The following is a 13141-nucleotide window of genomic DNA, read 5'->3' on the forward strand; positions in this document are numbered from 1 at the left end:
CTAAATCAGATGATGTTGCATCCATCGGTTGAGACCGCCCCGGTTTTCGGAAACTTCACGCCCAGATCAAATTGGCCCACTGCCGGGAACTCGCGGCCGAAAGAAGACCCCAAGCTTACCGTTCCTAAGGTGTTGAAGTCGTATGCGGTGCGTCTCATGGCATCACTGCCGTGTAGGCGGCCGCTTATTGACGGCGGGCGATTACTCCAGCTTCATCCACTCCCCACAATAATCACCACGAAAAACCCAATTCACCAGCGAATGATCCGTCAAGAACATTCTTTTAGATTTGACAAGAACTAGACGGCAGCTTAACGACAACCATCCCTTCAACTTCGTACCTTGTGTCTCGTAGGGAGGAAACACTATGCGACCGATGACAAGGATGTTCGTTATTGCAGCAGCTCTGGCAAGCTCCAGCGCCGCCTTCGCACTCAGCAAGGTAACGGTCAACGTTCCCTTCAATTTTGAATCACATGGCAAGACCTACCAGGCTGGAAGCTATGACGTGAGCCTCGACCCCAACGAGAGCATCCTGGTCATGACCAACCATAACAATCCAAAAGTCTCTGCACATTGGATCGTTTCACCCACAGAATTTGGTACCGACGCCCCCGCACTGTCGATGAAGTTCGACGATGCCACAGACGGCTCGCATGAATTGCACAGCATTCGTCTCGCGACGCGGACCACACAAGTACTGGACAAACGGGAGCGGCATAGCGTTCAACGCGAAGTGTCAATCTCGGGCGGCCGGTAGTAGCAACCACCCCTTCCAGGAAGAGCCTGTATCTTCATGCTCCGATACAGGCTCTATTTTTTTTTGCTCCCAACAATTCCCGCCTCTTCTAATCCCTCCCGACACTCTGCATCGCCCCGGAAGCCGCCAAAACTTGGCAAGCAGGCCAAACCTCTTTATGCTTTAAAGCGTTTGACCGGAGAGGCGATAAGAGTGAACCAAATCACGAGACGAACATTTTTGAAAACCGGAGCAGCCGCTGCCGCTGCTTTGAAGCTTGGCGAACGCGCGCTCATGGCCGACCCCCTCGGGTTGCCGGTTGGCCTTCAGCTCTACAGCGTCCGTAAGCTGCTGCCGAACGACTATCTGGGCACTCTGAAGCAGGTTGCGGCCATCGGATACCGCGAGGTAGAAGCCGCAGGCTTCTACAATCACAGCGCCGAAGAAGTGAAGGCCGCCATGTCGACTGCGGGCCTGCACTGCGTAAGCGCGCACTATCCCATGGGCGAGCTACAGAAAGACGTGGACGGAATCCTGAAGTATGCAAAAGCCGTAGGGCTGAGTTACGTCATCTGCTCGTCGCCGTCGGTTGCCGACCCCTCAAAACTCGCCAGCTATCCCGGAGGCGCAGGCAAATATTTTCGCGACGGCATGACCGCCGATGACTGGCGCTGGAATTGCGACCAGTTCAACGAGATCGGCAAAAAATATAAAGCAGAGGGAATCCAGTTCGGCTACCACAACCACACGACGGAATTCCACGATCTTGGCGGCGGTCTGAACGGCTTCGAAGTGCTGCTCAAGGACACAAATCCAGCCTACGTCACGCTGGAAATGGATTGCGGCTGGGTCTCAGCAGCCGGAAAAGACCCCATTGCCTTCCTGAAGAAATATCCAGGCCGATTCTCCATGCTGCACATCAAGGACCTGAAGCCCGTCACTCCCGGCTCACAACCAAGCGAACGCCACTCCACGGTGCTCGGCAAGGGTACGGTGGACTACAAGCCGATCTTTGCCGCGGCAAAAACTGCAGGCGTGAAGCACTATTTTGTGGAGCAGGAAGAGTTCGACGGCGACGCGCTGGATGAACTGAAGCAGGATTACCAATACCTGCATGCCATGCGCGTTTGATCCAACGCATCGGCGTCCGGAGTGACTCATCCGGACGCCGATACATCGCAAAATCACAGCTGAGAGATACTCACATTGCCATCCGAAGTGTGAATGGACAGCGGAATACTTCCGTCATTCATCTTTCCCCGAATGTGGTGCCCTGAGCTCTCGCGGCTGTCATAGTGATCCATCGTCAGCGGCAGCGAGCAATCGATGCGCCCGTCGCTCGTTGAAACATCGAGATCGGCAGCCAGCGTATGCGGCACCCGGATCGTGACATGTCCATCCGAGCTTTCGATCCGCGACGCCGCGGTTAACTGAGCACCTTCCGCAAGCGAGAATTCCAGCGTCCCATCGCTCGTGTGCAGCTGCACGGCAGAGAAATTCCCATCCACCTTCATGTGTCCATCAGAGCCGCGCGCTTCCAGCGTGCCTGCGGCATTCTGAATCGTAAGATTGCCGTCGCTCGAAGTCAGCTTGAGATTGCCGTGAAGATTGTCGAGTTCAACATTTCCGTCTCCGGTATGAATCCGTAAATCTCCCTGCAAATCCTTCGCCGTCAGGTTGCCGTCGGATGTTTTCGCGTCCAGCTCCAGCGTGCCCGGCGTCATCACTACAACCGACGTCGCCTCATGATTGTTCCAGGTCACATGGAATCCCACGCGAGGCTTCTCTTTGAGAGTGAAGTACACATGATCGCCGGACTGACTCTCTTCCAGCCGGAATTCACTCAGCTTTTGACCGGAATGTATCTTGATCTGAACCGTCTTGCACTCGCCGCACGATCGAATATCGAGATGGCTGTCCGACGTTTCAAGCGTCAGCGACGGTTTTCCGGTAACCGTATAGGACTTCTCCCAGTCGTGCTCAGCATCCTGCGCACGCGCATAACTGGCTGAAAATATGACGACGCTGGCAAGGGCGAAGGAAGAAAAGAGGCAGGATCGTGCGGAAGGCATGGTTCTCTCCTGTCGTGCCATACGCAGGAGGCGCTGCATTGGTTCCGTTGAGAAAATGCTGCAGGCTTTCCGGAACGGAAAGCCCTCAGCATGATGAAGCGGGTAAGAAGTTAAACGAGTTCGTAGCCGGCGAAGAAGTAGCCGATCTCGAACTTGGCGGTATCTTCCGCGTCCGAGCCATGGATGGCGTTCTCTTCGATCGATCCGGCAAACTGCTTGCGGATGGTTCCTTCTTCCGCATTAGCCGGATTCGTCGCGCCCATCAGCTTGCGAAGATCGGCGATGGCGTTGTCCTTCTCAAGCACGAGAGGAAAAATTGGCCCCGAGGACATGAAATCGGTCAGCGAGCCAAAGAAAGGCCGCTCTTTGTGCACGTAGTAGAAGCCCTCGGCCTGCGCCTTGGAAATGGAAACCTTCTTGATGGCGACAATCTTGAAACCCGCCTTCTCGATTTCGGCGAGAATAGCTCCGGTATAGCCCTTACGGACCGCGTCTGGCTTTATAATGCTGAAGGTGCGTTGTGACACCTGGTTGTTCTCCCTTGCAAAAAATGCGTTACTTCCAGTGTAAAGCACGCCGACCCGCAAGCTGTTCTGGGAGCCAGCGGAAGACATCGTCCTGAAACCGACACCAGAAGCCGTCACTTCATGAACGCGTAGAAAAGGTCGTCATTCTGAGCGTAGCGAAGAATCCCAAGCCATGCCCGAGCAAGTTTTGCTTTCAGCAAGCAACTTTCTCTCAGCAATAGCTTTTACGGGTAGAAGCACCGGCCTTCAGGCCGGTGAAATAGCCCCATAAATGAGGGCTTTAGCCCTGGGCCTCACGGTCTACTCAATCACCGCCGTCTTCGCCTTCTTGCCGACCTTGACCGTCACCTTCGCCGGGCGCCCGCTTACCTCAATCGTGCGATCTTTCCGCGCGACGCCATCAATCTGCACGCCCGCTGCCACCTGACGCTCCGCCGCAGTCCGCGATTCAGAGATACCCAGCGCAACCAACAGCTTCGCAACGCTAACCGGGAATGGCAGCGCAGAATCTCCCTTAAGCCTCTCAAGCGCAACTGCATCGACAACCGCAACCTGAACCCAATCCACCCGCACTTCATCGTGAACAGCCGACAAATCCCGTTCCTGGTGAATACGCGTCCAGTTTTCCTGCGCTTCCTTCGCCGCTTCGTCGGGATAGAAGCCGCTGACAATCGTGCGCGCCAGCCGCTTCTTCGCTTCCATCGGGTGCAGCGCTCCGCTCGCCACATCGGCCTGCATCTGGTCGATCTCCGACTGGCGCAGGTCCGTGAGCAGCGTCCAGTAGCGCCACATCAGCTCATCGTTGATCGACATCAGCTTGCCGAACATCTCCTGCGGCGGCTCGTGAATGCCGATCGCATTGTTCAACGACTTCGACATCTTCTGCACGCCGTCGAGTCCTTCGATGATCGGCGTCATCAGCACAATCTGCGGTGGCTGGCCGCTGTCGCGCTGCAGTTCGCGTCCGGCAAGAAGATTAAATTTCTGATCGGTCCCGCCCAGCTCCACATCGCTCTTCAAAGCGACCGAATCATAACCCTGCATCAACGGATACAGCATCTCGTGCAGCGAGATCGGCTTCTCTTCCTGAAAGCGTTTATGAAATTCATCGCGCTCGAGCATCTGTGAAACGGTAAATTTCGCCGCCAGCCGGATAATGCCCTCAAAACCAAGCTTGTCCAGCCACTCGGAATTGAAGCGTACCTCGGTCTTCTCGCGGTCGAGAATGCGAAAGACTTGATCCGTATAGCTCTTGGCATTCTCGTCAATTTGCTCGCGCGTCAAAGGCTTGCGCGTCACCGATCGCCCCGTTGGATCGCCGATGAGCGACGTAAAATCGCCAACAAGAAAGATCACCTGGTGCCCAAGATCCTGAAAGTGCTTCAACTTGCGCATCAGCACCGTGTGGCCCAGGTGCAGGTCAGGAGCAGTCGGATCGAACCCGGCTTTCACACGCAGCGGTACGCCGCTCTGCCGCGATTTCTCCAGCCGCTCACGCAGATCGGAGACCCGGATAATCTCTGCCGCTCCCTTTTGGAGCAGGTCTAATTGTTCATCTACAGGAAGAAAATTGGCCATTGCTTCTTTCAGTATAAGAGGTACAACAGAAGCTATGGACGCCGAGCGCCTGCGAACATTCCTGCTCAAGTTGCCGCACGTCGAAGAGACGATGCAATGGGGTGCCAACCTTGTCTTCTGGGCAGGCGATAAAGCCATCGGCGGCAAGATGTTCGCCCTCACCAATCTCGACGAGGATGGACGCGGTGTGCTCTCTTTCGCCGCTGGTCCGGAACGCTACGCTGAACTGCTCGAAATCGACGGAATAATCCCCGCGCCGTATCTGGCGCGTGCCTATTGGGTATGCCTGGAGCGGTGGGACGCGCTCTCCCAGCATGAATTCGAAGACCATTTAACCCACGCCCACGCCATCGTCTTAGCGAAGCTGCCCAAGCGAACACGAGATGCACTGGCCTTGCCGGCTACCCAGAGGAAGAAACTGATCGCCGACAGAAAGAAGCTCCTGGCTTCTCGCAAAAAGTAACGTAATCCCACTAATCTCACGCAAGAAGTAGCAAAAATCCTCCGACCTTACGCGAGAAGTAGCGGTCCTCCCCCTATGCCGTCATCCTGAGCGCAGCGAAGGATCCACTTTGTCTCCAGTCACAGAATTACCCTGACAAGTTTTCCTGTAAATCTAGACTGGACACGACCGCCGTCATTCTTGACGACCGAGGGGTCAGGATGACGATAAGAGAAGACTAAGCCCGAGCCTCAAAGACCATATTGAACGGCGTTTCCGCAGCCCTGCGGAAGTGCGTAAAGCCGCCATCGGTCACAACTTTGCGAATATTCTTCTCCCCCGCCTGCGCGCCCAGCCCCAAACCAACCTCCTGCGAACGCGAAGCAGGCACGCAGAACACAGTCGAAGCCGAATAATAAATCCGCCCAATCGGATTCATATTCGAAGCAATATCATCCCCTGCAATCGGCTCCACAATCATCCACGTTCCGTTGTTCGCGAGCGACTGCAGCACATGCGCCGCCGCCCCCGTCGGATCACCCATATCGTGCAGGCAATCGAAGCAGGCGACAAAGTCGTAACCGTTGCCGGGGAACGATTTCGCCGGAGCTACATCGAAGTGCACGCGATCCGCGCAACCCGCCTCAGCAGCTTTTTTCGCCGCCTGCTCAATCGAAGCGTCGTGGTAATCGAAGCCGAAAAACTCAGAGTTGGGATAGGTCTTCGCCATCAACAGAGTCGAAGCCCCGTGGCCGCAGCCAATATCCGCCACCCGCGCCCCGGCCTTCAGCTTTTCCTCCACGCCATTGAGCGATGGAATCCAGCTCGACGTCAGGTTCGCGAGATACGTCGGTCGAAAGAATCGCTCGCATCCCTCAAACAGCCCTTTCTCATGCTCATGCCAGCCAAAGCCCTTGCCTGTACGGAAAATATCCGTCAGCTTCTCTTCATCTTTCATGCACGAAGCCAGCATGTGATAACACCCCGGCAAGTGTACCGCCGAATCATCCTGCGCCATGGCAAACGACTGCTCCGGCGTCATCGCATAGGTATCCGTCGCCGGATCATATTCCACGTAGCCACCGGCAGCATTGGCGTTCAGCCACTCACGCACATAGCGCTCGTTGGTTCCGGTGCGCTGCGCCAGCTCCGCCGCCGTCACCGGCGCACAATCTCCCATCGCGCGATAAAGATTCAGCCGGTCGCCGATCACAATCAGAGCCGATTGCATGGCCGCGCCCATATCGACAACTGCCTTGTGTAAAAGTGTGTTGAGCTTATCCGGATCGAGAGCCCGGACCGATGTAGTAGACATAAATTTTTCCTCCCTGGGAAAGACCGCCGTGGACGGGTGGATCGAGCAGGCTGTGCAGGGGCCGGAGCGGGAGAGAAGAGATTTGCCCGTCTATGGCAAGCAGCAGAATCATAGTCATCTAGCAGCACTGAGGCAATAGGCTCTTCGATTTGCCTGCCGCGCCCGCCTCAAGTAGCGTCAAGTCATGACTGGAGTTGCACTCTCGCTCGAAGGCAAAGTAGCCCTCGTCACCGGAGGCTCGCGCGGCATTGGAGCCGAATGCGTCCGCATCTTCTCGGATGCAGGCGCGCAGGTGGCATTCAATTACCAAACCGCCCGCGCTGAAGCCGAAGCCCTTGCAGCCGACTGCGGCGGCAGCTCGAAGTGCGTCGCCTTCGAACAGGACCTTTCATCCCCTGAGGATGGCCGCGCCCTCGTCGCCGATGCCGTTAAAGCCTTCGGCCGCCTGGACTGCCTCATCGTGAACCACGGCATCTGGCCACCACACGACGCGCCCATCGCCTCCATGGCGGAATCACAGTGGCGCAAAACCATGGGCATCAACCTCGACAGCGTCTTCGGCCTGGTTCAGGCAGCCGTTGCCCAGATGCAGCAGCAGCCGCGAAACGGCTCCCCCGCCGGACACATCGTGCTCGTCAGTTCCACAGCCGGTCAGCGTGGCGAAGCCTTCCACGCCGACTACGCCGTCACCAAAGGCGCCATCATCAGCCTGACCAAGAGCCTTTCGAGCGAGCTGGCGCGTGAGGGCATCTATGTAAACTGTGTTGCTCCCGGATGGGTAAACACCGACATGTCAGCCTCCGCATTGAATGACCCGGTGACCAGCCAGAAGATTTTCGCCACCATCCCGTTGGGGCGCGTAGCGACTCCGCACGAAATCGCGGGTCCAATTCTCTTTCTCTGCACGCCGCTGGCAGGCTTTATGAGCGGAGAAATCGTCAATGTAAATGGCGGCGCGGTTCTGGTGGGGTGAAGATGAAGAAGATCTGGATTCTGATAATTTTGGCAGTTCTCTTTGCAGCACATTCGCTGCGGGCGCAAACCGATGCCGTACAGGACGCCAATTCAAAGAGAGCCCACGCCGCACTCGACGCCATGGTCGCGGCCTTGGGTGGCGACCGCTGGCTGACCCTGCAGAATACCTATATCGAAGGCCGGACCTCCGGCTTTTACCAGGGCAAGCCTACCGGCGCCATCGGCGATTTCTTCTCCTGGCACGTCTTCCCCGACAAGGACCGTATCGAGCTCTCGAAGAAGCATGACGTCGTCGACATCTTCCTCGGCGGTGAAGGCTGGGAGATCACCTATCGCGGCAAGCGCGCGTTGCCCGCCGACCAGCGCGACGAATTCCTGCGTCGCCGTGACCACTCCATCGAAACCGCGGTGAAGGTGTGGATGAAAGATCCGAGGACAATTTATCTCTTTGACGGCCAGTCACTCGCCGAGCGTCACTTGGCCGATCAGGTCACCCTCATCAACGCCAGCAATGATTCCATCACGATTCAAATGGACGCGCAGACCCACCTGCCACTACGCCGCACCTATCAATGGCGCGACCCGCTCTACAAAGACAAGAACGAAGAGGTCGAGGAGTACGACGACTACCACACCATCGACGGCATTCCTACCCCGTTCGGTATGACGCGCTTCCACAACGGAGACATGACCAACCAGCGCTTCGTTTACAAAGCCGCCTACAACGTGCCTCTGCCGCCAAATGCGTTTGACGTGGATGCGACCGCAGCAAAGATCAAAAAATAGAAACGCAGCCGAAAGCATAGGGATCATTCGGCTGCGTGCAGTCTACTTCTTATTTTGTATTGATCGCCGTAACGGTGCCGTCCTGGCTGTTCACTACGTACAGCAGTTCCCGCAGAATATCGATATCGGAATAATCAGGGCCATTGCCAACAGGAATCGAATCGATCAAGGTGTTCTTCACGCCGTTGATCACCTGCACTGCGTTGAGTCCGCTGTTAGCCACATACACACGCTGATGCAGAGGATCGACCGAGACATCAGCCGGCTGACCGCCAACCTGGATCGTCGCCGTAAGCTTGTCCGTCGCACCATTGATCACGCTCACCGTCCCCAGCTGATCGGCCGTGTAGATGATGTCGTGAATCGTGTCGATACCAACATTGAAAGTCAAAGCTCCGCCGTCGGTAATGCTCGCCATCACCTTGTCATTTTTGCCATCAATTACCTCTACGGTTCCGGGGAAAGTTTCTTCCGCAACATAAACGCGGTTGGTGACCGGATTCACCGCAAGATTTTCCACGCCACCGGATAGCGATATTTGTTTATGAATGTCGTTGTTATGCCCGTCCACCACATAAACGCTCGAATTGAAATCGGAAACGTAAATTTTATCGGTGACGACATTCACCGCTACACCCACGGCAGGCACATTTACCCTCGCTATGACCTTATTTGTAACTGTATTCACGACATATAAAGCCTGCGATGTCGAAACATAGAGCCTGTTTGTGAATGGATTGATCGCAGCTTCTTCGGCCCCATAGCTCGAATCGATCGCAATAAAACCAACGGAAGCATTCTTTTTTTCATCGATGATATCGACCCCGTTGCCGGCAGGAACATATCCCAGGCCAGTCAGCGGGTTGACAGTGACATCCGAAGCAAAAAGGACAGGAATAGTAGCGACTACTTTTTGCGCATGAGCAGCGCCCGCAGCAGATGAAAGCAGGTAAAACGCTGACACAAGCAGGCTTAGCTTGCCTTTGAACCAGAAACCAGACATTGGCGCTCCGAAGAAAGTTGGGATGGGTGATGAAGTCTCGACTCGTGGGCTTACAGCGATGGCCGGACAGCTGCTGCGAAAGAGTAGATGAGGTTCGCAATGCGCCGGGTTGGCTCACCGCCAGGAATGGCCCATTTCAATTCCCTACCGCAGGCCAAAAGAATAGAGTCGTCATTCTGAGGCTGGCTCTTCGCAGAGCGAAGAGAAAGATGAAGAATCTCCAGCCATCCAGGTGGTTACTCTTTCCTGCGGCTTCGCTCGCGATAGCTCTTTACGCGCTGCTCGACGTCCTCGGAATGAAGCAGGTTTATAGCTATGGGAAAGTTGATCTAATCGTTTGCAAGGCGGCCCTTTTGATCCTGCTTCAGTTTTGGATCAGCCGCTAATGTCATCTTCGCGAGCGCAACATATTCTGCTTCGCCTTTGTGCAGCGACGCAAAATCCACTCCCATATAGTCGAAACCAAGTTCAACATCCAGATAGTTGCCCAACGGTGGCAGTCGTTTTCCGGCTGTCTCATCAGGGTGCCTTGCGGTGAGGCGCTGCAGGGCTAAGGGAGCTTCACGCGGGTCGTATCCGGCGGCCACAACATAGCCCAGGCCGACCCTGTACTCGTGCTCAATCAGCGGTGTCCAGTAGCCAGCCGCGAATGCCTCGTTAACAGCAATATCTCCCAACAGGCCTATCGCCGGATAGGCTGCAATCTCGGTTGCTTCCTGAGTATGTTTGTGCGATCGGCTGCGATAAGTGTCACTCTCAATAGCCGCAGCTATATCTGCGGATAGCAGTGAAGCTAACTGGGCTTCGTTCTGAAGCTTCGTGATGGTCTGGGATGGAATCAGCACCGTGCCCGCATCGTTGGACATTGTCTTGTTCAAGGCTTTCGATTTCTCGATCACCAGAAAGCGGAAGTGAATTTTGGCTGGATCTGAATCAGGCAGAGCTTTCTGCCAGGCGGGAACTAGTTTCTGCCCAAATGCATTGATGGCCTCCTGCAGTCGGCGATCTGAAAGAATGCGATAGCTTTGCAGAAAGAAATGAACTTTGCCCGGCACCTTTTTGTCATAGTCGGGCAGATCAATTTTAAAGTCGTTGCTGGCACGGAATTGCTCTTCATCCGCAACATTCCCATCGATAGTGAAAAGCAATGATTTTGCACGAAGGCTGCTGTCATTCTGTCGCTCTGCTTCATACGCGACACGCATGTCTGGCCTGAATACATTTGGATCGGTCACTCCCTGAGCCAACTGTATGGCTGTTTGCGGATCGACTACGATCTCATACCCATCCGTATACACAGTCCCCCGCCATCCACTGCCATCTCTTGTCAATGCTGGTGCGCGGTCTTCTGAAGCATATCCGGATCTGTGAGCTTGCGAACTGCCGTCGATGACTTCGATCCTTTTGGCGGTGATGATACGCGTTTGCTTGTCTTCCACTCCGCGAATCGAGATGCGTTTGCCAGCGGAAATCATGCCCAGCGAAAAGCTGATCTCGTTTCCTGTATTAATGTCTGGGACAAATGTAGTTGAGGGCGTAATAACAACCGGCTGCTGATTGAGGCGGAAAGAGGCTGGCGCTTCTATATGCGTCACGTAGCCGTCGAGGTTTACTTTCGATTGCGCGACTGCGGGAAAAGTGGTCAGAACAGAGAAAAGGCAGAGAATACAACAGAAAAACGAACGAACCATGAGCAGAAAATTCCAAGCTATACGATTGATATAGGAAGCTTTTTGATCATTTTACGAAATCAGGACAAATGTTGCATCACTTTTATGTAGTCGCCCCCGCAACACACCCGTCTATTCCTATGCATGGAACAAACAGTAGTGAGTGAGCTTCCGCCGCTGGCGCGAGAGCAGGCGGTACTGGATCTGGCCGATTTCGACGAAGTAGTCCGGCTGTATCGTCAGCGCGTCTTCCGCTTTCTGTTGGCTTCGCTGCGCGACCGCGAAACGGCAGAGAACCTGACGCAGGACTGCTTTCTTCGGGCCTACATGGCGCGGGCGCACTTTCGCGGCGACTCCAGCCTGAGCACCTGGCTGATGAAGATCGCCATGAATTTGCTCCGCGACCACCTGCGCAGCAAGCGCCTGCGCTTTTGGACCAAGACGCGCGAGACGGCGCTCGATCCAATCGACGTGAGCGACTGGGTGCCCGACGGACGCAGTTCGCCCGAAGCCGAGTTGATCGCTCGCAGGCAGGTCGGCCATGTCTGGCAGGCGGTCAATCAGCTTCCGCCCAAGCAGCGCAGCGTCTTCGTACTGCGCTTTGTCGAAGAGATGGAATTGAAAGAAATTGCAGAAACAACGGGCATGAACCCGAGCACGGTAAAAACGCATCTCTATCGCGCCTTGGCTGCGGTACGGGGGAGCATGGGAGGCAAGCTATGACCAAAGAGACAACAAACCGGCAGGTGCAGGATCTGTACCCCGAGAGCGACGCGGCGACCAAGCGCGATCTCGAAGGGCTGGCGAACTCGATCAGCCATTTTCGCACCGCTGTGCATCATGCAGCCGGTCAGCAGGCTTCGCCCCTTCCCATCGCTCGGCAGCTCGAAAGGGCCGCGCAGCGCAAGCGCTCGGCACAGCGGCGCATCATGCTCGAATGGGCTGTCGCCATGGCTCTCTGCATAGCCGCCCTGGTGCCCGCCACCACCTATTACCGCAGCCACGCCGCGCACCAGGAAGCGCAGCGGCAGGCACAGCTTTTGAAACAACGCGAAGCCGATGCCGCGCTGCTCGACCAGGTAGCGAGCGAGCTCTCCGAGTCTGTACCTGACTCGCTGCAGCCGCTGGCCGATATGGACGCCGACTACACAAGCAATCAGACAACAATCAAGGAAACGGAGAAAACAAATGGGAGGAACTAGCAAATTCTTAGCGCTGGCGCTGGCCGCTGGCGCCTGCCTCGGGGGTAACGCCTTTGCACAGGACTGGCATTCGGGACCGCCGCCAATGGAGCGTGCCTTTCAGGGTGGACACGGCCGCTGGTGGAACGATCCCAAGGTTGCCCAGCAGATCGGTCTCACCGCCGACCAGCAAAAGAAGATGGACGACATCATGCAGCAGCACCGGCTGAAACTGATCGACCTGAACGCATCGCTGCAGAAGCAGGAAGCTATCATGCAGCCATTAATGGAAGCCGACCAGCCTGAAGAAGGCAAGATTCTCGCCCAGATCGACGCCATTGCACAGGCACGCGCCGAGCTTGAAAAAGGCAATGCGCGGATGCTTCTCGGAATCCGCCAGGTGCTGACGCCCGACCAGTGGAAGAAGCTCAGAGCCATGCGCGAAGAAAGAGGCTGGGGACGGGATGGCCGCGATAGCCGTGGCGGCACGCGCGACCGGCGTGGACCCGGTGGTCCCGGCGGACCTCCATCATCCGGCGGCGCACCCGGATCGCAGGCTCCTGCACCTCCACCACAGATGCAGTAAAAGTTCATAAAACAGCACCAAAGAGCGGCTTTCAGCCGCTCTTTTGCTTTTAAATGCGGCGTTCGGGAAGCAGAACAGCCGTCGCAACCCCCCGTTGGACGTCCCAGCCTTCCCGCGACCCCTGTCAAGAAAATTCTCGTCCAGATCTACGCAAGTCGCTGATACATTTAGCTATTCGTTTCAACAATCATTGGCAGTCTATTACGGCGGAAAACGCTAAAATAGAAATAACTCCTGAAATCTTTTCGGGCAAGATTCTGTTCCGCC

14 protein-coding genes are annotated in these 13141 nt (G+C 55.8%); 8 read left to right on the plus strand and 6 right to left on the minus strand.

The features are described from left to right. The first annotated feature begins 367 nt into the window (after positions 1 to 367). Together GSQ86_RS06620 and GSQ86_RS06625 are read left to right on the plus strand one after the other, a co-directional pair. Positions 368 to 760, plus strand: coding sequence for a hypothetical protein (locus GSQ86_RS06620; protein ID WP_158749175.1), 393 nt, complete (start codon positions 368 to 370; stop codon positions 758 to 760). Positions 761 to 952: 192 nt separating this feature from the next. Next, on the plus strand, positions 953 to 1870 hold the full coding sequence (locus GSQ86_RS06625) for a sugar phosphate isomerase/epimerase (protein WP_216841036.1): 918 nt from the start codon (positions 953 to 955) through the stop codon (positions 1868 to 1870). A 53-nt stretch (positions 1871 to 1923) separates the two neighbouring features. Here the strand turns inward: GSQ86_RS06625 and GSQ86_RS06630 are convergent, their stop codons facing one another. The 3 genes from GSQ86_RS06630 to tyrS form a co-directional block, all read right to left on the minus strand. Beyond that, entirely contained in the window at positions 1924 to 2811 is an 888-nt protein-coding gene (locus GSQ86_RS06630) for a DUF4097 family beta strand repeat-containing protein (RefSeq protein WP_158749177.1), read from the minus strand. Positions 2812 to 2921: 110 nt separating this feature from the next. Beyond that, complete coding sequence (gene ndk, locus GSQ86_RS06635; RefSeq protein ID WP_158749178.1) at positions 2922 to 3338, minus strand: nucleoside-diphosphate kinase; 417 nt, start codon at positions 3336 to 3338, stop codon at positions 2922 to 2924. Between the two features lie 300 nt (positions 3339 to 3638). After that, positions 3639 to 4916 (minus strand): tyrosine--tRNA ligase, encoded by a 1278-nt coding sequence (tyrS, locus tag GSQ86_RS06640; protein WP_158749179.1) that lies wholly within the window; start codon positions 4914 to 4916, stop codon positions 3639 to 3641. A 34-nt stretch (positions 4917 to 4950) separates the two neighbouring features. Here tyrS and GSQ86_RS06645 point away from each other — a divergent pair, with 34 nt between their 5' ends. After that, positions 4951 to 5379 carry an MmcQ/YjbR family DNA-binding protein gene (locus GSQ86_RS06645; protein WP_158749180.1) on the plus strand — a complete coding sequence of 143 codons (429 nt, stop codon included), beginning with the start codon at positions 4951 to 4953 and terminating at the stop codon, positions 5377 to 5379. A 217-nt stretch (positions 5380 to 5596) separates the two neighbouring features. Here GSQ86_RS06645 and GSQ86_RS06650 read toward each other — a convergent pair whose 3' ends face one another. After that, positions 5597 to 6673, minus strand: coding sequence for a trans-aconitate 2-methyltransferase (locus GSQ86_RS06650; protein WP_158749181.1), 1077 nt, complete (start codon positions 6671 to 6673; stop codon positions 5597 to 5599). Between the two features lie 184 nt (positions 6674 to 6857). Here GSQ86_RS06650 and GSQ86_RS06655 point away from each other — a divergent pair, with 184 nt between their 5' ends. Then, positions 6858 to 7646 (plus strand): SDR family NAD(P)-dependent oxidoreductase, encoded by a 789-nt coding sequence (locus tag GSQ86_RS06655; RefSeq protein ID WP_158749182.1) that lies wholly within the window; start codon positions 6858 to 6860, stop codon positions 7644 to 7646. Between the two features lie 2 nt (positions 7647 to 7648). Next, positions 7649 to 8434, plus strand: coding sequence for a hypothetical protein (locus GSQ86_RS06660; RefSeq protein WP_216841037.1), 786 nt, complete (start codon positions 7649 to 7651; stop codon positions 8432 to 8434). A gap of 49 nt (positions 8435 to 8483) precedes the next feature. Here GSQ86_RS06660 and GSQ86_RS06665 read toward each other — a convergent pair whose 3' ends face one another. Both GSQ86_RS06665 and GSQ86_RS06670 read right to left on the minus strand, forming a co-directional pair. Beyond that, positions 8484 to 9437 carry a YncE family protein gene (locus GSQ86_RS06665; RefSeq protein WP_158749184.1) on the minus strand — a complete coding sequence of 318 codons (954 nt, stop codon included), beginning with the start codon at positions 9435 to 9437 and terminating at the stop codon, positions 8484 to 8486. Between the two features lie 329 nt (positions 9438 to 9766). Further along, the gene (locus GSQ86_RS06670) at positions 9767 to 11128 is read right to left on the minus strand and encodes a DUF5666 domain-containing protein (RefSeq protein WP_158749185.1); all 1362 of its coding nucleotides are present in this window, start codon (positions 11126 to 11128) and stop codon (positions 9767 to 9769) included. 138 nt (positions 11129 to 11266) lie between these two features. Between GSQ86_RS06670 and GSQ86_RS06675 the strand changes: the two genes are divergently transcribed. The 3 genes from GSQ86_RS06675 to GSQ86_RS06685 are packed head-to-tail and all read left to right on the plus strand — an operon-like array spanning position 11267 to position 12874. Beyond that, complete coding sequence (locus tag GSQ86_RS06675) at positions 11267 to 11830, plus strand: RNA polymerase sigma factor (RefSeq protein ID WP_254062199.1); 564 nt, start codon at positions 11267 to 11269, stop codon at positions 11828 to 11830. Continuing rightward, positions 11827 to 12309, plus strand: coding sequence for a hypothetical protein (locus GSQ86_RS06680; protein WP_158749187.1), 483 nt, complete (start codon positions 11827 to 11829; stop codon positions 12307 to 12309). The genes GSQ86_RS06675 and GSQ86_RS06680 overlap by 4 nt, the downstream gene beginning before the upstream one ends. Further along, a complete protein-coding gene (locus tag GSQ86_RS06685; RefSeq protein WP_158749188.1) occupies positions 12296 to 12874 on the plus strand; it encodes a Spy/CpxP family protein refolding chaperone in 579 nt (192 codons plus the stop codon). Before GSQ86_RS06680 ends, GSQ86_RS06685 begins: the two co-directional genes overlap by 14 nt. Positions 12875 to 13141 lie beyond the last annotated feature (267 nt).

Origin of the sequence: Acidobacterium sp. S8 (assembly GCF_009765985.1) — a bacterium.
Taxonomy (GTDB): domain Bacteria; phylum Acidobacteriota; class Terriglobia; order Terriglobales; family Acidobacteriaceae; genus Alloacidobacterium.

Excerpts from the sequence above, each read along its gene's own strand:
- GSQ86_RS06620 (WP_158749175.1), top strand. The coding sequence starts at position 368 with ATGCGACCGATGACAAGGATGTTCGTTATTGCAGCAGCTCTGGCAAGC.
- GSQ86_RS06630 (WP_158749177.1), bottom strand. The coding sequence starts at position 2,811 with ATGCCTTCCGCACGATCCTGCCTCTTTTCTTCCTTCGCCCTTGCCAGC.
- tyrS (WP_158749179.1), bottom strand. The coding sequence starts at position 4,916 with ATGGCCAATTTTCTTCCTGTAGATGAACAATTAGACCTGCTCCAAAAG.
- GSQ86_RS06645 (WP_158749180.1), top strand. The coding sequence starts at position 4,951 with ATGGACGCCGAGCGCCTGCGAACATTCCTGCTCAAGTTGCCGCACGTC.
- GSQ86_RS06650 (WP_158749181.1), bottom strand. The coding sequence starts at position 6,673 with ATGTCTACTACATCGGTCCGGGCTCTCGATCCGGATAAGCTCAACACA.
- GSQ86_RS06655 (WP_158749182.1), top strand. The coding sequence starts at position 6,858 with ATGACTGGAGTTGCACTCTCGCTCGAAGGCAAAGTAGCCCTCGTCACC.
- GSQ86_RS06660 (WP_216841037.1), top strand. The coding sequence starts at position 7,649 with ATGAAGAAGATCTGGATTCTGATAATTTTGGCAGTTCTCTTTGCAGCA.
- GSQ86_RS06665 (WP_158749184.1), bottom strand. The coding sequence starts at position 9,437 with ATGTCTGGTTTCTGGTTCAAAGGCAAGCTAAGCCTGCTTGTGTCAGCG.
- GSQ86_RS06670 (WP_158749185.1), bottom strand. The coding sequence starts at position 11,128 with ATGGTTCGTTCGTTTTTCTGTTGTATTCTCTGCCTTTTCTCTGTTCTG.
- GSQ86_RS06680 (WP_158749187.1), top strand. The coding sequence starts at position 11,827 with ATGACCAAAGAGACAACAAACCGGCAGGTGCAGGATCTGTACCCCGAG.
- GSQ86_RS06685 (WP_158749188.1), top strand. The coding sequence starts at position 12,296 with ATGGGAGGAACTAGCAAATTCTTAGCGCTGGCGCTGGCCGCTGGCGCC.